Raw genomic sequence first — 20,969 nt, 5'->3', positions numbered from 1 at the left:
GAATTTAACAATGAAAAACATCCCCGATTTGCAACTTATTGAAATGCTAATTCTTATTGTGAAACACGGGAGTTTTCGTAAAGCAGCAAAAGAGTTGAATGTTTCACCACCCACTTTAACGATTGCAATAAATAACCTTGAGGAAAAACTGGGTGTCAGACTTTTAAATCGTTCGACCCGGAGTCTTTCGTTGACTGCTGTCGGTGATGAGTTTCTTAATGACGTTACTCCAGTCTTAAATGATTACCGGCGCGTCATTGATAATCTTAATTATCACAGGGCAAAACCGGAAGGCGTGGTAAGAGTAAACCTGCCACGAGTTGTGCTTGATCTCTTCTTTCAACGCTACTTCGTTAAGTTCAAAAATGAATATCCAGATATTAAACTTGAGCTATTCGCAACCGACAGGAAAGTCAATATTATAGACTCAGGTTTCGATGCAGGTATACGCTATACGCAAGATGTTCCTAAAGATATGATTGCGATTCCATTTGGAGAAAAACTCTCTCTTATTCCAGTAGCAAGCCCGGATTTCATAAAAGAAGCAGGCGAACCCTCTTCACCAAAGGAACTCGTTAATTTCAGGTGTATTAATCGCTGCTTTCCTGGTGGGGAGCTATATCGTTGGGAATTTATCAGTCCTCAGGGAGATACCACGGAAGTTTCTGTTAAAGGTGATCTGGTTATTGATTCCGATGTGGCAATGATCCAGGCTGCGGAATCCGGGTTAGGAATTGCATTTGTTTATGAAAATCTTGTTATGGAGAAAATTAAAGAATGCAGACTTATCAGGTTACTGTCTGATTTTAATTATCCTGCGGATAATTTCAATATTTACTACCCAAGCCGTAAGCATATCCCGGTGCCATTGCGAACATTCATAACATGGGTGATGTCGATGAATAAAAATGCGTTACAGTAATTTTATTTCAAAGTACTGGTAAAATACTGTAATGCACAGTAAGGCGTAACATAAGAATAGTGGTGCCCGGACTCGGGCTAACGCCGCAGGCGTTGAACAGCGCGCCTGTCGCGCTGGCCCCGAAGAGGTGAGCGGCTCGCCGGTCGGCGAATGTCGTACATCGGCGCGGTCAGGATTCAAATATGGCTTCACTGAGCTTGGAAGAGCTTGAACAACACTACCAGCGGCGGGAGAACGCGTAGAATGTATTCTCCTGATGAACTGCGAGAAAAGCTTGCCCGGCAGCATAATATCCAGACGATTAACCATCTGGTGAAGGGGCCCTTTGTGTTCAAGCGCCATGCCGACAATGCACCAGACCATCATTTCAAGCGGGAGCAGCGGTCAGGCCATAACCCTCTCGTATTGCTGTACATAACAATAAATGCCTTTGAGAGGCTTGAGCGGAGTGCGGTGAAAGTCACACGCTCCGTTCTTAGGAGTACACAGTCAGGCAACTGGCTGTGCTTATCCGACGTGACGGGTAAAAAATAATCTAATTTTAACTTGACATGTTATCTAAGCATTAGATAACTTATGTAGTTAGGTATCTAACTAGTTTGCTAATAGAGAACATTAATGTGAAGCTGGAAAAAAAATATAGCTCGCTAATAAATATAATAAAGAAGCATGGAATAGTTGATTTAACAGCAGTAAAAGCTTGCTTTAGCCTGCTTTCCGCAGGTGATCGAATCGATAGAGAGTGTGCCGAACGCTTAGGAATTTATCAGCTTTCTGAAAGCCGTTTTATGATATTAACACTACTATTTGATCATGAAATATTATCACCTTTAGAGATGGCGAAACTAACTGGGGTTACCAAACCGACTATTACGTCATTGATCACATCATTGGAAAAAGATGGCCTGATAAAAAGAAGTAGTGTGCCTTCTGATGGCCGAAAACTTGAAATCACACTGACCGAGGAAGGGCGAGAGTTAATACAGAAATTATTTATGGAGCATAGCCAATGGATAGCTAACATAACAAGAAATTTGACAGATATGGAAATGGAGGCGTTAGTTCAAATTCTAGATAAAATGTTCCAGAATTCCTCTGGTAAATAAATAATTTTAAATCCTAAGGATAGCTAGTATGTATCAGGACAGGAAGCGCCAACAACTTGCATCACAACTCAAAAAATTAGTTAATCCTGAAGAGAACTTAAAAATAAAATTCGCTTCTACATCAGATGAGTTTATTGAAGCAATGCAGCTTATACATAAGGTGTATGTCAGAAAAGGGCTCGTTACAAGTGACAAGAAGAAGCCTTACTTCTCACCCCATCTGATCTTACCAAATAACAGACTAGTTATTGCGATAAAAAAAGATCGTATAATCGGAACAATATCGTTAATTGAAGACTCACCTATCGGGGTCCCGATGGACAATGTCCATTTAGTTGAAACTACATCCTTGCGTCAGAAAAATATCAAATTTGCTGAAATAGGCTCGTTCGCCATTGCTCCTGAGTATCAACATCATGGAATAACATTTTTGTTATACAAAGCAATATTTCTATATGTCTGTTCGCATAGAAATATTGAATCAATACTTATTGCGGTTCATCCAAGAGTTGCCGAAGTTTACAAAAAATTATTTAAATTTGAACAAATAGGTATGATTCAGGAATACTCAACACTCAATAATGCGAAGTCTATACCTTTAAGGCTAAATACTGTCGATACAATAGAAGCTATAGCAAAGAATAATGTATTTAGAGAAGATGGCCACAGTACCAGTATAGAGTATCTTCTCAATCAACATGATGAAACCTATCATCATTGTAATATTGAAAATCGCAACAATGATTTAAGTTATCTTCCTGTATGGCGAGAGTCACATATTAAGAAATATTTTGAAGAATGTAGTGTTAATATCAAAAACCTGCCAGAAAAACAAAGAGAGATTATTGGTTGGCTATACCCTACACTCAACTAATAAAGGATTAACACAATGCTTATTAATTTACTTCCTTGTGTAGCAAGGGAGCTATTTCTTCGCCCAAATTTTTTACGAGAACCAGAACCTGAAATGTTAATGGAAGATCATTTTGGTGCTGCTGCCTATGATTATGAAGGGAAAGAGGGGGTACTCTTAGGTGTGTATTATTATCATATAATCCAAATGTGTGGTCTAATCAAAGCAAACCATACGATAGTCGATCTCGGGTGTGGTCCCTGCAATTTACTTTGTATTCTGGCGCAACTTAATCCAGAAAGTCGATTTATTGGTATCGATTTATCTGAAGAGATGCTTGCGCTAGCGCATGAAAATATTAAAAAAAGAAACATTAACAATATAAAACTAATAAAACAAGATATCACCAATATTGAAGAGTTAGATAATGAGAGTATAGATGTTGTTGTTTCATCAATGGCAATACATCACCTGCCAAATAAAGAATTACTTACTCGTCTTTTTATTGAAATTAGCAGGATATTGAAACCTGAAAAGCGCCTCTATCTATACGATTTCGGAAAAGCTAAAAGGACTGAAACAATTGATTTCTTTTTGAACACGGTAGCAAACGATTTCGTTAAAGAAGATTATAGAAACTCGTTAAAGGCAGCATTTGAGCTTGAGGATTTCAAATATTTAACGCAACGATATTTAGGGGATAAGGCGGAAGTCTTCTCTACGCTGCTTGTACCAATGATCATTGTTATAAAAAGCGCTTCGCATACACTTACTTATGACCAGACAAGACAATTAAAATTAATGATAAAACAGCTTAATACTCAGCAGAGAAATGATTTTAACATGCTTAAGCTCTTTCTGCGCATGGGCGGAATACGGAGTCTGCTATGACAGAAAAGTCGGAACAACTTGAAATAGTACTTAGGACTATTCTACCTGAACACTGCATAATATCTGATCGTAGAGCAGTAGAGCCTTTTACTGCTGATACGTCATCTAATACTCAAGAAGTAAGCCTGGTAGTGCGCCCGGATAATAAAGAGCAAGTTCAGCAACTCGTTATCCTGGCAAACAGGATTAATTTTCCACTTTATCCAGTAAGCACTGGCCACAATTGGGGTTACGGCACAAGCCAGCCTTCACAGAAGGGATGTATTCTGGTGCTTTTAGATAGGCTAAAGCAGATAGCTCTTGATGACAATCTTAGCCTACTGACTATTGAGCCAGGCGTTACACAAGTGGATTTATATAACTATTTCCAGTCTCGGGGCCTTGAGTATATGGTGCCGACAACTGGAGCTGGCCCTAACTGTAGTATTGTCGGAAACGCACTTGAAAGAGGGTATGGCATCACGCCGATAGCCGATCATTTCGCAGCGGTAACAGGGTTAGAAGCAATTTTACCTAATGGCGAAATTTATCGTTCTCCACTAGTCGAGCACGGTATTCCTCCTTTATTAAAATGGGGCATTGGCCCTTATCTGGATGGTATATTTAGCCAGAGCAATATGGGTATAGTAACATCAATGACGCTGGTTGTGGAAAAGAAACCACAATTAATACAGATGGTTGTAGCTCACGTTAAATACGAGAAACTCACCCAGGCAATAGCTTCTATTCGAACTGTGTTAGAGAAAGCGAGAGGGAATATCGGTGGAATAAACGTAATGAATGCCGAGCGGATAGCAATCATGAGTGAGGATGCCAGTCAGGATGCAAAACACGTCGTGAGACGAGGCTGCAATTCACAATGGTTGATCGTTGGCACTATTTACGGCACTAAGCAACATGCAAAGGCAACGAGAGTTCTAATTAAAAGAGAACTTGCGCCAGTTAGTAGAAAAATACTATTTATAACGTCTGGAAGTGCGGAGTTTGCACGTAAAACTTCATTTTTCATTCCTGGCATATTTAGAAAGCTTAAACAAAGCATGAGTGGACTTCCAGAAGTTTTAGGATTGTTTTCTGGTGTACCTTCTGATATTTCCCTACGTCTCGCTTATTATAAAAATCGCAACCAGGAGAAACGTGGTAACTTAAACCCAGCCATCGATAAATGTGGTTTGCTGTGGTATTCACCACTTGTGCCGATGAGATCTGCTGACTTTGAGAAGTACATTGACTTCATCTATACCATCTGTAAAAAGTATGATATCGAACCTGCTATTACGTTGACATCACTATCAGCAAATGTTTTTGATAGCACGCTACCGCTTGTTTTTTCGCCAGGAACGTCAGATGAGCAACGCGCCTTTGATTGTTATCGTGAATTACTCAGCTCAGGGCAACGCTTGGGTTTTACACCTTACCGACTGCATTCTGCATTTATGCATACACATTTTACCAGGAATACTACCCATACTACTTTTGCCCGGCAAATAAAGAATACAATTGATCCTAAAAACATTATGTCTCCGGGAAGGTATGAATAATGGAGCGAATCGAAAGTTTAAATAATGGGATTGCGGCTACGACAAATTTAAGTGAGTGTTTAAAAATAGATCAGGAATATTTATTTAAAGTCGTTATAAGCCCCTTATGCAGCCAAAGTCTGCTAAATAAAATGATGACGACGATTGCCGATAGTCAGCCATCAGGCATTCTGCCCAGAATGCGAGTGACAGGAAAGGTACTTGCTGAAACATTTGGCACAACTAATACAGTGCAAAACGTTTATTCCGTATTATCGCAGCACGTCGCTGATACTGTCAGAGGATGGGCCTGTTTTATTCTACCTCAGCAACTACCAGAACTTTCACTACCAGAGCTGCTTACAAAAATCCAACCTCATGCTAAAGATGCTCATTTTGGCGTTAGAGAGTGGGTTTGGATGGCTGCCAGAGGAAAACTGGAATTAGATCTGGCTTATTCAATAGAACTTCTTTCTCCCTGGGTGGTTGACCCGCACCCTTTTATTCGTCGTTTCGCCGTGGAATGCCTCCGACCTCGAGGCGTCTGGTGTCGACATATAGCTGCATTAAAAGAGCAGCCGGCAATAGCACTTCCTCTGCTTGAGCCATTGAAAAATGAGCCTGAAATCTACGTTCAGGATTCTGTCGCCAACTGGCTAAACGATGCCAGTAAGTCTCAGCCCCAATGGGTTTCCGACGTTTGTGAAAAATGGTTAATGGAAAGTAATTCGAAATCAACACAGCGCATTGTCAAACGGGCATTGCGTTCAATTCGCAAAACTAAATAAGGATAAGAAATATGAAACTAGCAGAAAAATTTCAGCATATCCAGCAAGGCATGGCCCAACAACTGCCAGAGAACATCCTGAATGCGTTTTCTCAATCACTTTGCGAGCTGATGAATAAAAATTTAGAAGCTCATGCACTAAAGGTTGGCGAGACAGTACCTGATTTTACGTTGCCTTCTTCGGAAGGTAAGCAAGTCTCACTTTATGAGGTACTAAAAGAAAACAGCGTCGTACTCAGCTTCTTTCGAGGTAACTGGTGTCCATTTTGTATGGCAGAACTTAACCACTACCAGGAAGCAGTAAACAATAAAATTGTAGATAGTGCATCAGTTATTGCTATTTCACCGCAAACAGCGGCGTACAACAATGCGGCAACTAAAGAGAATGGCTTGCAGTTCAACATATTGTCCGATAAAGGCAATAAAGTCGCTAAGCGATTTGGTTTAGTCTTCTCATTACAAGAAAATATGTGTGATCTTTATAAAGAACTTGGCGCAGACCTTGAAGCTTTCAACGATGATGCGACCTATCAGTTGCCAATTCCGGCAACCTATATTATCGGCAAAGACAAAAAAGTCCTTTTTGCTTCAGTGAACACAAATTATATGGAGCGAGCCGATATTTGCGATATAAGCGCTAACCTTTGACTATTGTAAAATCGACTCATTAACATGATTTGTTATAAAAAGGATTTATATGGGTAAGAATAAACTAGTTATCATCGGTAATGGAATTGTAGGGAACTTAGCTGCACTATACATTTCCAAAAAATTACCTGAGTTGGAAATTACAATTGTAGGTAAAAGTGAGCAGCGCCGAGCAATTGTTGGCGAATCAACAGTTGAACTGTCCACCCATTTTTTTGAAGGGCTTGGATTGGGAAAAATACTTGAAGACAAGCATTATCACAAATATGGGTTAACATATTATTTTAAAGTGAAAAATGACCCTGAAAATAATGACTATGTTGTCCATGAGGCTCCCGGCGTTATCCGCCTCCCTGCCTATAATTTAAATCGTTTTACGTTCGATAACGATTTGCGTCAGGTTAATGCCGGGAGAAAGATTAAAATCATTGAAGGCACCGTCCATGACGTCTCATTAAAGGCTCCAGAACAGCAGTACCATATCCTCAATGTGAAAACGGTTGATGGAGAAACCACCACACTGAATGCAGATTGGTTTATTGACTGCTCAGGAACCCGGCGCTTCCTGGTGAAAAAGCTCGGTCTTGAGAAAGCTCCAGCCTATCAAAGAAGTAGTTTTTGGTTCCGATTGAAGAAATTTGATCGGGCAATATTTGATAAGATAAATATGCTGAAAAATGAGCATCACTGCTATGATCCCTACTATGTGACCCATCATTTCTACGGGAAAGGCTATTGGATCTGGATGATACCAATGCGAAGCTCTGACGGTGAAACGATGATGAGCATCGGCTACACCTACCGCCCTGAGTTAGGTAGTGATATTGTCAAGACTTATGATGACTTTTTAGTTGCGGTTGGCAAGGATCATCCAATAATCACAGAACTGGTTCAGAGCGGGGAAATACATACATTATCTGGAGATTTACCCGACATTACCGGATACCGTGATTATATGTATGAGTCAAAAAAATATTACTCCAAAGATGGTTGGTTCATTATCGGGGATGCCGCGTTCTTGTTCGACCCGATAAATAGTCTGGGCCTTTCCTATGTCTCTCATATGATTTGTCAAGTTGCAGCAATAATCAGTAAAGACAGAGAGGGTGATCTCACCGACACCTACATTGATTGCCATGAAAGGCATATTCAGGCTATTTTGTCGCTACAAGACTCGTGGGGTAAATGGTACGAATTTATGCATGATCCAGTAAAAATGTCGTGGACACTTCTAATGAACAATATGTCCTATTTTAATGTGTTACTGCCGACGTTCATAAATGGTGGTTTCCTTGATGGGCGGCATATCAATGTCTTCGCAGATCTGTTTAAACGTCAGCCAGTTGAGATGCATAAAGCGGCTTATCCCTTTCCAAAACTCCTGGATATATTGTCTGAGCAAGTTAATGATATCGACCTTACCAGTACGCCTAATCTTTACTCTAAAAATATTCCTTTTGAACTCTATCGAGCTGATGAGAAGTTACGTAAAAAATTGCTGGCTCGTTATTTTTTGAGACTGATTACACTGAGAACATCATTAATAAGACGTATTCACTGGCAATTAAATAAACGTCATTTGACCGTTCTGTGTTCTGCTTTAGGAGATAACTTATCAGACCTTTTTAGAATGATATCTGTCTGTCTTTTTTCTCACGAGATGGTTAAATATCATGAGCCAAATAACTCTAATGCTACACCATTTGGCCAAAATGGCGAGTTTCTTAATTTTGATAAGAATACAGATTAATCGAGCCACTTTATGATAAAAGAGTACATTCAAATGAGCGCGATAGAAATATCGCGCCTAATTTCTTCACGGCAAATATCGGTATATGAGGTTGTTTCCAGTCATATTAACCAGACTCAACGAGTCAATGCTAATATTAATGCGATTATAGCTCCACAATATGAGAAAGCCTTGGTGCAAGCCAAAGAATTCGACCGTGTAACATCCATCAAGCAAGATAAACCGCTGTTTGGCGTCCCCTTTACCGTGAAAGAAAGTATTGCTGTAAAGGGTTTGCCCAATACCTATGGCTCTTATTATCGTCGAACCGACATTGCTAATAAGCATGCAACAGCAGTAGAACGACTGTTAAACGCAGGTGCCATTCTCATTGGACAAACAAACCTTTCTGAGCTGGCATTATGGCCCGAATGCGCTAACGTTATTTATGGCAAAACCTCAAACCCTTACAGCCAAGAGCATACTTCCGGGGGCAGTAGCGGGGGGGATGCCGCTATTGTAAGCGCAGGTGGAGTCCCCTTTGCCTTAGGAACCGATGGCGGTGGCTCCGTCAGAATTCCGGCTGCGCACTGTGGTGTTTTTGGTCATAAGCCTTCCAGTAAATTTGTACCCATGAGCGGGCATTTCCCTCTTGACAGATATTCCAGTCAGTACCCTTCTGCACAGTTTATTGCCCGTTTTTTCGCAATGGGGCCACTGTGCAGAAAAGCTGAAGATTTGCTACCGTTATTAAAAATCATCAGCAGACCTGACGGTATAGATGAAAATATTAATGGTAATTTTGACTGCCACCAACAACTTGATTCGTTAAAAGGGATAAAAGTCTATCTTCTTGAAGACAAACTTCATCCGTTGCAGAAATCAGTCGCGTCTAACATCAAACATAATTTGTACTCTGTCGCGTCTGTATTAGAAAAAGAGGGGGCTGAAATCATTCCCTGCCACCTGCCTTTTCTAGCGGACGCTTGCGAACTATGGTTTGATATTATGCTAACCGCAAAAAATATCACCTTACATTCAGCCGTCAACAAAGATCACTCTTTAATGGCTGAAATGTATTCCATGATATCAGGTAACAAAAAGATGATGTTAAGCACATTGCTACTACTTTTCATGGAGAAAATAGCTAGTCTAAATAAAAAAACATATGTTCAATTTCTTTACATAAAAAACAGAATTAGCTTACAACTAAATACTTATCTGGATAACAAAAGTGTCTTATTATTACCCACTTACCCTACGACTGCAATTAAGCACAACGGAAGTTATATTTCACCCTTTGATTTTTTGTACACAGCTTTATTTAATGTATTAGAGTTACCCGCTACAAGTATTCCAGTGTCATTTTCGGCTGATAACTTCCCTGTATCTATTCAAATTGCCGGTGCTCATGGGTGCGATCACCTACCTATATCACTAGCATGTTATTTAGAAAAAAAGTTAGGTGGTTGGAAACTACCTAATATGATATAAATGGATAATCATTATGAATGCAGAAAATTCAATGTCGTTAGGCTCTCATGCGGAGCATATTATTTTTTTTATTCTTATTCAAATCGTCATTATATTAACATTCTCCAAAATAGTTAGTTTTTTGGCACGAAAGCTATTATGGCAAACTAACGTCGCCGGAGAGATACTTGCAGGTATATTGCTTGGCCCTAGTTTTTTAGCCTCATTGTTTCCTGATGTATTTAGTATCATTTTTATTAGCGATACCTCTATTGCGTTTATTGGATTGTCGCAAATAGGATTGATTTTTCTGATGTTCCAAATAGGAATGGAATTTGATTTTTCACGTCAGCTAAAAGGAAAAGGTTCTACATTTATACTCATCAGTGCCGCTGGCATTATTTTCCCATTTGTCATTGGTCTTTTCACTGCCAACTATTTTTGGCAATTACTTCCCGCTCCGAAGCCAGATCTTCTCGGCTTTAAGCTGTTTTTTTCTGTCGCCATGTCGATTACTGCGATCCCAATTTTAGGTCGAATATTTATGGAGCTTAATTACTCAGAAACTCGAACTGCAGCAATTATTATTAGCGCGGCAGCAATTGATGACGTAATAGGTTGGTTGCTATTAGGAATAATTACCGCTTTAGTCACATCAAGCTTTAATGGCCTTATCGTTATGCAAAGCATTTCGCTATTAATTCTTTTTAGCATAGTAGTTTTCTTTATTGGTAGCCGATTATTATCACCATACATTAAAAAAACACTAAAAAATGCTCAATACATAAACTCCATTATTATATTTTATATTGTTTTAGGTCTGCTTATGAGTGCTATTGTTACCAGTTACTTGGGCGTGTATGCCATTATCGGTGGCTTTATTTTCGGTTTGAGCTTGCATAAGAATAGAGACTTTGTCCATGCCTGGAATGCTACAATTGGTCGTTTCGTGAACATCTTTTTTCTTCCACTCTTTTTTGCTTATACTGGTTTAAAAACTAATATTAGTTTGTTGTCCGATCCTTCGGATATTATGCTTTGTATAACTATTTGTCTTCTTGCTTTCGTTGGTAAGTTTGGTGGTACCTATTTGGTAAGCCGGTTTGTCGGTGAAACGCATAAAAATTCACTTATTATTGGGTTTTCCATGAATACGCGAGCTTTAATGGAACTAATTGTACTAAATGTTGGCTACGATCTAGGTTTATTGCCGCAGAAAATATTTACAATGCTGGTTATTATGGCTGTCGCCAGCACGTTTATGATTACTCCTATTCTCAAGGTATTACTTAGAAATAAGGATAATAGCCCACAGGCAGCACAAACTGTCCTGCCGCATTAGCTATAATAAGGCTCGGTGGGAGCGAAGCTGAAAAATGAGGTATCTGGCTTTATTGAACTGGACCTGAATAATAATCACTCACTTCGAAATTCAAGCCGGTCTAGTACCGGCATTAACCGGAGATAATGACTATCGTAATTGTGTCAAGCCTTGAGGTACTGACAGGCCGACCAGGGGAGAGATTTCTTTGCCGTTAAGGTGCAGGGAAAATTGAAAATAATATAGCATCAAGTTTCGTCTAAATAAACCAGCTTCTCCTCATCTTAATGGCAAAGTCGAATGTTCCCAAAAGACAGGCAAAGCTGAGTTTTACGCTACCGTAGATCTCACTGCTGATGAACTGAAGGAGCGGCTGGCAGAATGGCTATAACTGGAAACGTCCTCATGTCGCTCACAACCGTAAAATTCCGACGGAATGCTACTTCGAACTTGCTGAAAAAATGTCATACTCTGATGCCGTTGGATTTGACCCTTTATATCCAGACGCTTTTTCTCTCTTATGGTTACGATAACTTTCTGCGTATATATTCCCGTGGTGAGCGGTATCCCAGCGCACTGTGCGGATGATGTTCATTGTAATAGCTGAACGCCACTGCCAGATTTATCAACGCCATCTGGCTGTCCGCTTTTGGCTGTGAGTTCAATGGGTCGATGCAACGCTATCCTTAATCAAGGGGGGACGTTGCCATGAAACGAAGAACTCGGATTAACTACACGCCAGAGCAGAAGGCAATTATCTGGGACAGATATAAGCAAGGTGATTATCTACATGATATTGCCAGAATGTTCGACAGATATCATTCTTCCATTATGCCCACTATCCACCAGACAGGCGGCTACCGTCCTCACGTGCGAAAGCGGCACCGGTTAGCGCTTTCGCTTGATGAAAGACCTGTCGGGCATAACTGTCACGCAGAGCCATCTTCGACTCCTTCCGTTTTAAATGCGCGGGGAACGGTGATTTGATAATCCAGCTCCAGCCAGCCCCCGGGAACGATTTGCCGCTTTCCCGTACCTGTTTCTATAACGCTTTGATTGAAATACTGAAAATAAGGATGCGCATTGCGTCGGGCAAGATAGAGCATCACCCGGTTGGTTTTAACCGAATGACTGGCGCAGAGCAGTGCCTGCAATTTACGCGGTCTGAGAAGATTCATTCCCTGAAACAGAACATCGGCATGCTCAAACGAGATCGACGAAGGAACGCTGCAGGCGATCTCATATGCGGCCAGTTCCGGGGCACTGCCCGTTAACAGTCGGTCACCGATTTTAAGTTGTGTCGCGAATGGTGTTATATCGACGGTGAGGCCAGAGGTATACAGTGTGACAAACGTCGCGGATTGCTTAAAGGCGACAAACCATCCCGGCAGTTTGACGTAAGCCGGGAGTGCGAGCCAAATTTGTTGTCTGCCTGGCTCGGTATAGTGAGCCAGGCCCTGTAGTGCAAGGCTGGTCAGTCCCGCCACGCGAACCGGTTTTCCCCACTGCCTTTGCAGGCAGTAAACCGCGTCTACCCAGTCCGGCTCACGGCCCGTCCGGTAGTATACGCCGTGTGCGATTCGCCTGAGCCAGCCCTTCTGGACATAGAGGTAAGAGAGCTTACGGTTTATGCCGTTGCGGGTAAGCCATGACTGAAGCAACACCTGACCGGGGAGGGTGTTCTGCATCAACCAGTTTAGATAGTTTGCCAAATGTCGCCTCTTAATGGACATTTTGATAAGTTATTAAACTAATGTAGTGCTTATATTCATCAGGTACAGGTTTTTGACTAATGTAGTCACCCCATTTAAACCGGACACTTCATCAATAAGACACAGCCATAGACCCATGTTTACGGCGTGTCTTGTGCAAAGAATCGAAGTGCCCACTGGCGAGCAGAAGCGACGCCGTTATATTGCCGAAGAAAAGTCTCGTTTTGCTGCGCTGTCTATGCAACCCGGCTATTTAATAACCAGTATCCGCATTAAGGGGCCGAACATGAAATCACCGCGTGAATATTTAGCAGTTAATTCGCTGTGTCCGTTTTAGCAGGGGCAATTCCAGTGAGCGGCTCGCCGCGAATAATCGAACGAAGTTCGATGGAGAGTCCGTATTGCAGAAAGCAAAAAACCAGCCCGTAGGCTGGTTTCTTTAAATAGTGGTGCCCGGACTCGGAATCGAACCAAGGACACGGGGATTTTCAATCCCCTGCTCTACCGACTGAGCTATCCGGGCAACGGGGCGCATTAAAACCGATTCGCCTCGCTTCGTCAACGAAATTTATTCAAATCGATGCAGACTGCACAATCTATCACCAGTTTGAATTAAAAGCACCCATTTTCAGGTGAAAAAAAGCGTCCAGGCCGCTGAAATCGGCATTGCCAGAAGCAGGGCCGGCAGCATGTTCACCACCGCAAACATCTTAATTCCACAGATGCGCAGCCCGGTCGCCAGCAGCAGCATGCCGCCGACGGCGCTGAAATCGGCCATCATCATCGGCGTGGTGAGCGGCATGATCAGCGACGCGCAGGCCGCCAGCGTGAGCTGGATGAGCAGCATTGGTACGCAAATGGCTGAAACGGCAAACCCCAGCGTGCAGGCGAAAATCGTGGCGGTGAAAAAGTCGAGGAAAGCTTTGGCGATCAGAATGCTGGCATCGCCGGTCATCCCTTCGCGCATGGCGCCGAAAATTCCGGTACCGCTGGCGCAGAACAGAACAATAATGGCGACATAGCTCTGAATAAATGACGTATTCAACTGCGCCTTTTTTTTACCTGTCGGCGTGAGCCACTGCTGCAGCTTGCTGACCACGGTATTGATGCCTTTTTCCATATTGCAGGCTTCGCCAAACAACGTGCCGACCAGCGTGGAGAGCACCATCACCGGCAGGTTGGCGCATTTCACTACCAGCAAAATACCAATCCCCAATGAGGCCAGACCAAAAATAGAGGTCATCGATGTCCGAATCCGCTCCGGCAACCGCTGACTTAACAGCGCGCCCAGTACGCCGCCTAAAAGGACCGCGCCGGCATTAATAAAAGGTCCTGTCACCACAGCAGTGCTCCTGTAAATTATCCCTGACAACGGCATTATTATGACCCGAAAGCAGGGTAAAGGCCTGCAAATACGTATCGTATTTGCATACAGATTTCATCTTGCGCAGGTATGTCAAAGGTGACATTATTGCGCGAATTTTCTTCTCTTCAGCGATGAGGCCGCCGATGATCTCCCCCTCCGTACATCATCATTGCCGCTGTACGCGGATGCGTAAGCCGTCTCATCTTGCTACTCTGCATTCTGATTCCCTGCACCTCATGCGGTGAAGGCAGCGCAGGCTCACTGCAGGACAACAGTAAGATCGGACCCGGTCTGCTTTTACTGATGTCTGGCGGTCGGAGCTGGAATCCAGTCGGACCCTGACATTTCGTTGGGCAAGGCATTAACGCTTTGCCTGAAGCCTTTTACTCTCCGGAAACGGGTATTCGCGCTAATGAAATCACTGCACATTGCCGCCAGCCACGCGCTGGTCTCTCATCTCTCTACCCATCGCCGCGTAGTGGCGCTGGACAGTACTGATTTTACCGATGTGGCGGCAGTCGTCATTACCGCAGCGGACAGCCGCAGCGGCATCCTCTCTCTGCTGAAACGCAGTGGCTTTAACCTGCCGGTCTATCTGCTGACCGATAGCGACATGGAAAAGCCAGACGGCGTGACGGCGATGATCGGCGGGAAGGAGCAGGAGTGGCTCGAACTGGAGGCCGCCGCCTGCAACTATGAAGAGAATCTGCTCCCGCCGTTCTTCAATACCCTGACGCAGTACGTCGAGATGGACAACAGCACCTTTGCCTGCCCGGGGCATCAGCACGGCGCGTTCTTTAAAAAACACCCGGCGGGCCGCCAGTTTTTTGACTTCTTTGGCGAGAACGTCTTTCGTGCCGATATGTGTAATGCCGATGTGAAACTTGGGGACCTGCTGATCCACGAAGGCTCGGCGAAGCACGCGCAGAAGTTCGCGGCCAGGGTCTTTAATGCCGACAAAACCTATTTTGTCCTCAACGGCACCTCGGCGGCGAATAAAGTCGTGTGTAATGCGCTGCTGACGCGCGGCGACCTGGTGTTGTTCGACCGCAACAACCATAAATCCAACCACCATGGCGCGCTGATTCAGGCGGGGGCCACCCCGGTCTATCTCGAAGCGTCGCGAAACCCGTTTGGCTTTATCGGCGGCATCGATGACCACTGTTTTGATGAACACTACCTGCGTAATCTGATTCGGGAAGTGGCGCCGGAAAAAGCCGATACGCCGCGGCCGTTCCGCCTGGCGGTCATTCAACTGGGCACCTATGACGGAACGGTCTACAACGCCCGTCAGGTAGTGGATAAAATCGGCGGCCTGTGCGACTACATTCTGTTTGATTCCGCGTGGGTAGGCTATGAACAGTTTATTCCGATGATGGCCGACTGCTCGCCGCTGCTGTTGGATCTGAATGAAAACGATCCGGGCATTTTTGTTACCCAGTCGGTGCATAAGCAGCAGGCGGGGTTCTCGCAAACGTCGCAGATCCATAAAAAAGATAACCACCTGCGCGGCCAGGCGCGATTCTGTCCGCATAAGCGGCTAAATAACGCCTTTATGCTGCATGCTTCTACCAGCCCGTTTTACCCGCTGTTTGCGGCGCTGGACGTGAACGCTAAAATCCACGAAGGAGAGAGCGGCCGCCGACTGTGGGCGGAATGCGTGGTGCAGGGGATTGAAGCGCGCAAGGCGATCATCGCCAGTTGCAAAATGATTCAGCCGTTTATCCCGCCGGTAGTGGCGGGGCGCCCGTGGCAGGATTATCCTACCGAGACGATTGCCCGCGAGCGGCGTTTCTTCAGCTTTGAACCGGGCGCCCGCTGGCACGGTTTTGACGGTTATGCCAGCGAGCAGTACTTTGTCGATCCGTGTAAATTGCTGCTGACTACCCCGGGCATTGATGCCGAAAGCGGCGAATATACCGGGTTTGGCATCCCGGCGACCATTCTGGCGCACTACCTGCGCGAGAATGGCATTGTGCCGGAGAAGTGCGATCTGAACTCGATCCTGTTCCTGCTCACGCCGGCCGAGAGTACGGAAAAAATGGCCCGCCTGGTGGCGATGCTGGCGCAGTTTGAACAGCACATCGAAGCCGATACGCCGCTCGCCGACGTGCTGCCGACTATCTATAACAAATATCCGGTGCGCTATCGCGATTACACCCTCCGCGAGCTGTGCCAGGAGATGCATGATCTGTACGTCAGCTTCGACGTGAAGGATCTGCAAAAAGAGATGTTCCGTAAGCACAGCTTCCCGCGCGTGGTGATGAACCCGCAGGATGCCAACCGCGAGTTTATTCGCGGCAACGTTGAGCTGGTACGGTTAAACGAGGCGGAAGGCCGGGTTGCCGCTGAAGGGGCGCTGCCCTATCCGCCGGGCGTGCTGTGCGTGGTGCCGGGAGAAATCTGGGGCGGCGCGGTGCTGCGCTATTTCCTGGCGCTGGAAGAGGGCGTCAACATGCTGCCCGGTTTTTCACCCGAGCTGCAGGGGGTCTATAGCGAGACGGACTCTGACGGCATCAAGCGGCTGTATGGCTATGTCCTGAACCAGGCGGCTGTGCGCCTTTCTTAATACCGGCCCCTCTCCCGCGAAGTGTCGGGAGAGGGGCGGCGGCTCAGCCCGCGCTATGTCGGTACATTCTGCGCGGATGGCCAATCTTGCCGTATTGCATCTCCACGCTGAGAAAACCGCTCTCCACGCAGTGTTCCAGATAGCGGCGGGCGGTGGTTTTACTCAGCCCCGTCGCACTCGCGACTTCATCCACCGAAAAGCAGCGCAGCGTATGGTGGCTAAAGAGATTTTGCACCCGCGCCAGCGTATTCCCCTCGATGCCTTTGCTGCCGCTATCCTGGCGGTAGTTTTTCGCCTGCAGTTGATACAGGGAATCCACGTTTTGCTGATCGACAATCTTCCATACCCGCTGCTGTTCAGCAAACTGCATAAAGCGCTCAAGCGACTGGTTCAGACGCTTCCACGATACCGGCTTGAGGATGTAGTCGAATGCGCCGTTGCGGATAGCCAGGCTACAGGTATCCATATCGCTGGCGGCAGTGATAAAAATGACCGAACAGTGGGTACGTGCCAGCATCGCATTATCGATAAGCGTGATTCCTTTTCCGTCCGGCAGGTAGTTATCCAGCAGCACCAGCTGCGGTCGCTTACTCTCAATTTGCGTCTGCGCGTCGGCCAGGGATGAGGCAATGCCCACCAGCCGCAGTCCCGGATGTTTGCCAATCAGCTCCGCATGCAGCAGCGCCAGGGCGTGCTCGTCTTCCACGATCAGTACATCGATAAGTTCATGTTGCATAGTCGGTCTCTTCCAGTTCCCGTTCCGGGCGCCAGGCGGTTCCCGTGGCGGGAATAAACAGTGAAAAAATCGCGCCGCGGGGCATATTGTCGGCGACTTCGATCGCCCCGCCAGCCTGGCTGACATAGCTGTCGATCAGGTACAGCCCGATACCGTGGTCGCCGCAGGTTTTGGTGGTGATGCCGCGCTCAAATATCCGCTCGCGCAAGTCGGGCGTAATGCCGACCCCCCGATCGGCCACTTCGACGATCAGCTCTTGCGCATTCAGCTTGATCAGCACCTCTACCGGCTCGTGCGGCAGCGGCGCGCGCTGCGTCGCCTCAATGGCGTTATCCAGCAGGTTGCCGATAATTGAAATCAGCTCTGATTCGGCAAGTTGTCCGAAGGGTCTTTCCATCCGGCAGGTCGGATCGAAGCTGAGTTGCACCCCTTTTTCGCGGGCGCGGGAGGCCTTGCCTAGCAGCAGACCGCACAGCGTTGGTGAATGAAAGCGCGACGAGATAAAGTCCAGCAGCTCCTGGGCATGTTCTGACTGGGCCTGAATAGAGTGGATGGCTTCCTCATAGCGCCCCATATGCAGCAGGCCGGAGAGGGTGGTCATGCGGTTGAGCTGCTCGTGGCGCATGATGCGCAGATTGTCGACGTAGCGTTTCACCTGGCTGAGCTGGGCGCTGAGGGTGTCTATCTCATTGCGATCGCGAAAGGTAATCACCCAGCCCTGCAGCGAATTTTCCAGCATGATTCGTACGCGGCTGGCGATCACCGTCAGATCGTTGAACCGACAGATCTCATCATGCGTGTCCCGTTGCAACATCGTTGGCGGAGAGAAGAAGGGGACGGGGGCGATCACCTGGCCGATCGGCTGTCCGCGGAGCTGTCGGGCGGGTTGGTTCAGGCCCAGCAGCTTCCGCGCCGCCTGGTTGATCACCTCGATCCGCAAATGGTCATCGATAGCGATCACCCCTTCGTAGATAGACTCCATCATCGCCTTTTGCTGGCGCACCAGCAGGCCGATTTCACGCGGCTCCAGCGAGAAAATTTGCTTCTTAATGCTGCGGGTGAAAAACCACGAGAACACAAACAGGGCCACGAGCAGTAAAATGGCAGCGATCAGGATATTGACGGCTTTACTGACGGTGATGGTATCAAGGTAGCTGGTGAGATAGCCCACGGAAACAATACCCACCACCTGACCATCTTCGCTGAAGACAGGTGCTTTGCTGCGCAGCGAAATCCCCAGACCGCCCTGGCGAATGGTGGTGGTGGTTTCGCCCTTCAGCACCTCCTCGTTATCGCCGCCGACAAGCAGAGTGCCGACCCGGTCGGCGAAGGCCGAATGAAACAAATGACGGCCCTGGTTATCGCCGACGACAATAAAACTGGCGTCGCTGCGCGCCGCTATTTTTTGCATAAAATTAGTGATTGCAGGAATATCCTTTCTGGCGATATTTTCGCGTAATACAGGGATGATGGCGATTTCTTCTGCTTGTATTTTTGCCCGCGTACTCATTTCCATATACAGCTGCTTTTCAACATCAATATAATAATAGCCTCCCAACAGCACCAACAGTACTGAGAAAAAGGCCGTCAGTGAAATGAACAGCTTTATTTGAAATGACATTTTCATCGCTATCACGCAGGCTATCAATGGAAGTGGCTAATATATCATCTTTTTTCCGGCTGGCATCTGCTTTGCCGGAAACTTGTGATCCTTTGCACAAGCGCCCGGTACGCCGAAAATATCGCTGTCGGAGCATATCTTAAATTTACGTTAATAAATGTTATTCGTTTGTTCAGTTTAGAAAATAAACCATAAAAACCACGCTAATAAATAAACTGTGAATCACATAAAATAAAAGAAACCATTAAAACCATAGCCCCCATTAAAGTTTCGGTTTTAATATGCTGCTCCTCACATTAAGTCTGCTTTGGGCACATTAAGCTGCCTGCACAAAATAACCAAGGGGCTTAATTATGAGCACGACTGACGATTCTTTCTCTGTTACTCAGGACCCAATTGATATTCACAAACCTTCGTTCAAAGAGCGCTGGTGGCATATTATGGATAGCTGGAAAGTGGGGATCATTCCTTTACCGCTGTTTGTTCTTGCCGGGCTGCTTATCGCCATCGATTGTCTGGGAGGGAAGTTGCCGAGCGATATCGTGGTGATGGTTGCCACGCTGGCGTTTTTTGGTTTTGCCTGCGGCGAGTTCGGTAAACGCCTGCCGATCGTCGGCAAACTCGGCGCGGCGGCGATTTGCGCGACCTTCATCCCTTCGGCGCTGGTCTACTATGGCCTGCTGCCGGATGTGGTGGTGGAGTCCACCACCAAATTCTACAAATCCACCAATATTCTCTACCTCTACATCTGCTGCATTATTGTCGGCAGCATCATGAGTATGAACCGCACGGTGCTGATCCAGGGCTTTCTGCGCATCTTCTTCCCGATGCTGTGCGGTGAAATTGTCGGCATGATCGTCGGCATGGGCGTGGGGCTGGCGCTCGGCCTTGAACCGTTCCAGATCTTCTTCTTCATCATCCTGCCGATCATGGCGGGCGGCGTGGGCGAAGGGGCGATCCCGCTCTCGATAGGCTATGCGACGTTGCTGCATATGGATCAGGGCGTGGCGCTGGGACGCGTCCTGCCGATGGTGATGCTCGGCGGCCTCACCGCCATTATCATCTCCGGCTGTCTGAACCAACTTGGCAAACGCTATCCGCACCTGACCGGTGAAGGCCAGCTGATGCCCAACCGCGCGAATAGCGATGAAACCGCTGCACAGCCTGCCTCCTCCGGAAAAGTCGACGTCACCACCATTGCCTCCGGCGCGCTGCTGGCGGTACTGCTGTATATGCTGGGGATGCTGGGTCACAAGCTGATTGGTCTGCCTGCACCGGTTGGCATGCTGTTTATGGCGGTGCTGGTGAAGCTGTTTAACGGCGTCTCCCCGCGCATTCTTGAAGGTTCGCAGGTGGTCTACAAATTCTTCCAGACCTCTGTGACCTATCCCATCCTGTTTGCCGTCGGCGTGGCTATCACCCCGTGGCACGAACTGGTCGCCGCTTTCACCGTCAGTAACCTGCTGGTGATTATCAGCACCGTCTCTGCGCTGGTGGCGACCGGTTTCTTCGTCGGCAAAAAGATTGGCATGCACCCGATTGATGTCGCCATCGTCTCCTGCTGCCAGAGCGGACAGGGCGGAACCGGCGATGTGGCGATTCTGACCGCCGGCAACCGTATGAGCCTGATGCCGTTCGCCCAGATTGCCACCCGTATCGGCGGTGCGATTAACGTCTCAATCTCGCTGCTGATTCTGGGCAACTTCCTCGTTTAA

The 20,969-nt window shown here is 46.3% G+C and carries 16 protein-coding genes, 1 tRNA gene and 4 pseudogenes; 14 read left to right on the top strand and 7 right to left on the bottom strand.

All coding sequences use genetic code 11. The features are described from left to right. Positions 1 to 10: 10 nt before the first annotated feature. Positions 11 to 922, top strand: a complete 912-nt coding sequence (locus CWM52_RS07145) for a LysR family transcriptional regulator (RefSeq protein WP_100683468.1) — start codon at positions 11 to 13, stop codon at positions 920 to 922. Here the strand turns inward: CWM52_RS07145 and CWM52_RS27075 are convergent. Continuing rightward, positions 914 to 1,300 (bottom strand): annotated as a pseudogene (locus CWM52_RS27075) (transposase domain-containing protein); the annotation flags it as partial. The gene CWM52_RS07145 and the pseudogene CWM52_RS27075 sit on opposite strands and share 9 nt — an antisense overlap. A gap of 242 nt (positions 1,301 to 1,542) precedes the next feature. Here CWM52_RS27075 and CWM52_RS07135 point away from each other — a divergent pair. The 10 genes and pseudogenes from CWM52_RS07135 to CWM52_RS07090 all read left to right on the top strand — a co-directional run. Continuing rightward, positions 1,543 to 2,028 carry a MarR family winged helix-turn-helix transcriptional regulator gene (locus CWM52_RS07135; RefSeq protein WP_131048558.1) on the top strand — a complete coding sequence of 162 codons (486 nt, stop codon included), beginning with the start codon at positions 1,543 to 1,545 and terminating at the stop codon, positions 2,026 to 2,028. 28 nt (positions 2,029 to 2,056) lie between these two features. Continuing rightward, the gene (locus CWM52_RS07130) at positions 2,057 to 2,902 is read left to right on the top strand and encodes a GNAT family N-acetyltransferase (RefSeq protein WP_100683466.1); all 846 of its coding nucleotides are present in this window, start codon (positions 2,057 to 2,059) and stop codon (positions 2,900 to 2,902) included. 15 nt (positions 2,903 to 2,917) lie between these two features. Further along, positions 2,918 to 3,772 carry a class I SAM-dependent methyltransferase gene (locus CWM52_RS07125; RefSeq protein WP_100683465.1) on the top strand — a complete coding sequence of 285 codons (855 nt, stop codon included), beginning with the start codon at positions 2,918 to 2,920 and terminating at the stop codon, positions 3,770 to 3,772. Then, positions 3,769 to 5,313: an FAD-binding oxidoreductase gene (locus CWM52_RS07120; protein ID WP_100683464.1), complete on the top strand. Its 1,545-nt coding sequence runs from the start codon at positions 3,769 to 3,771 to the stop codon at positions 5,311 to 5,313. Before CWM52_RS07125 ends, CWM52_RS07120 begins: the two co-directional genes overlap by 4 nt. Then, positions 5,313 to 6,080, top strand: a complete 768-nt coding sequence (locus CWM52_RS26075; protein WP_133121730.1) for a DNA alkylation repair protein — start codon at positions 5,313 to 5,315, stop codon at positions 6,078 to 6,080. Before CWM52_RS07120 ends, CWM52_RS26075 begins: the two co-directional genes overlap by 1 nt. A gap of 11 nt (positions 6,081 to 6,091) precedes the next feature. Continuing rightward, positions 6,092 to 6,727 carry a peroxiredoxin-like family protein gene (locus CWM52_RS07110; RefSeq protein ID WP_100683462.1) on the top strand — a complete coding sequence of 212 codons (636 nt, stop codon included), beginning with the start codon at positions 6,092 to 6,094 and terminating at the stop codon, positions 6,725 to 6,727. 49 nt (positions 6,728 to 6,776) lie between these two features. Further along, the gene (locus tag CWM52_RS07105) at positions 6,777 to 8,477 is read left to right on the top strand and encodes a tryptophan 7-halogenase (RefSeq protein ID WP_100683461.1); all 1,701 of its coding nucleotides are present in this window, start codon (positions 6,777 to 6,779) and stop codon (positions 8,475 to 8,477) included. Positions 8,478 to 8,489: 12 nt separating this feature from the next. Beyond that, positions 8,490 to 9,950, top strand: a complete 1,461-nt coding sequence (locus CWM52_RS07100; protein ID WP_100683460.1) for an amidase — start codon at positions 8,490 to 8,492, stop codon at positions 9,948 to 9,950. A 13-nt stretch (positions 9,951 to 9,963) separates the two neighbouring features. Beyond that, complete coding sequence (locus CWM52_RS07095; protein WP_100683459.1) at positions 9,964 to 11,271, top strand: cation:proton antiporter; 1,308 nt, start codon at positions 9,964 to 9,966, stop codon at positions 11,269 to 11,271. Between the two features lie 162 nt (positions 11,272 to 11,433). Continuing rightward, positions 11,434 to 11,783: pseudogene (locus tag CWM52_RS07090) on the top strand (integrase core domain-containing protein); the annotation flags it as partial. Here the strand turns inward: CWM52_RS07090 and CWM52_RS07085 are convergent. After that, positions 11,775 to 11,921: pseudogene (locus CWM52_RS07085) on the bottom strand (integrase core domain-containing protein); the annotation flags it as partial. The pseudogenes CWM52_RS07090 and CWM52_RS07085 sit on opposite strands and share 9 nt — an antisense overlap. Before the next feature lie 37 nt (positions 11,922 to 11,958). Here CWM52_RS07085 and CWM52_RS07080 point away from each other — a divergent pair. Then, positions 11,959 to 12,162, top strand: a pseudogene (locus CWM52_RS07080) (IS30 family transposase); the annotation flags it as partial. A gap of 17 nt (positions 12,163 to 12,179) precedes the next feature. Here CWM52_RS07080 and CWM52_RS07075 read toward each other — a convergent pair. From CWM52_RS07075 to CWM52_RS07065, 3 genes are all read right to left on the bottom strand, one after another. Beyond that, positions 12,180 to 12,962 (bottom strand): type IV toxin-antitoxin system AbiEi family antitoxin domain-containing protein, encoded by a 783-nt coding sequence (locus CWM52_RS07075; protein ID WP_206057683.1) that lies wholly within the window; start codon positions 12,960 to 12,962, stop codon positions 12,180 to 12,182. Positions 12,963 to 13,409: 447 nt separating this feature from the next. After that, positions 13,410 to 13,485, bottom strand: a tRNA-Phe gene (locus tag CWM52_RS07070). Positions 13,486 to 13,590: 105 nt separating this feature from the next. Next, complete coding sequence (locus tag CWM52_RS07065) at positions 13,591 to 14,304, bottom strand: DUF554 domain-containing protein (protein WP_100683457.1); 714 nt, start codon at positions 14,302 to 14,304, stop codon at positions 13,591 to 13,593. Positions 14,305 to 14,740: 436 nt separating this feature from the next. Between CWM52_RS07065 and CWM52_RS07055 the strand changes: the two genes are divergently transcribed. Next, positions 14,741 to 16,897: an ornithine decarboxylase gene (locus CWM52_RS07055; RefSeq protein ID WP_100683456.1), complete on the top strand. Its 2,157-nt coding sequence runs from the start codon at positions 14,741 to 14,743 to the stop codon at positions 16,895 to 16,897. 43 nt (positions 16,898 to 16,940) lie between these two features. Here CWM52_RS07055 and CWM52_RS07050 read toward each other — a convergent pair whose 3' ends face one another. Both CWM52_RS07050 and CWM52_RS07045 read right to left on the bottom strand, forming a co-directional pair. Further along, a complete protein-coding gene (locus CWM52_RS07050; protein WP_100683455.1) occupies positions 16,941 to 17,633 on the bottom strand; it encodes a response regulator in 693 nt (230 codons plus the stop codon). Further along, positions 17,623 to 19,260 carry an ATP-binding protein gene (locus CWM52_RS07045; protein ID WP_100683454.1) on the bottom strand — a complete coding sequence of 546 codons (1,638 nt, stop codon included), beginning with the start codon at positions 19,258 to 19,260 and terminating at the stop codon, positions 17,623 to 17,625. The genes CWM52_RS07050 and CWM52_RS07045 overlap by 11 nt, the downstream gene beginning before the upstream one ends. Positions 19,261 to 19,607: 347 nt before the next feature. Here CWM52_RS07045 and CWM52_RS07040 point away from each other — a divergent pair, with 347 nt between their 5' ends. Further along, positions 19,608 to 20,969, top strand: coding sequence for a 2-hydroxycarboxylate transporter family protein (locus CWM52_RS07040; protein WP_100683453.1), 1,362 nt, complete (start codon positions 19,608 to 19,610; stop codon positions 20,967 to 20,969).

Origin of the sequence: Raoultella sp. T31 (assembly GCF_002806725.1) — a bacterium.
Taxonomy (GTDB): domain Bacteria; phylum Pseudomonadota; class Gammaproteobacteria; order Enterobacterales; family Enterobacteriaceae; genus Klebsiella; species Klebsiella electrica.
Note: the sequence above shows the minus strand (reverse complement) of the source record. Positions and strands in the feature narration are given on the sequence as shown.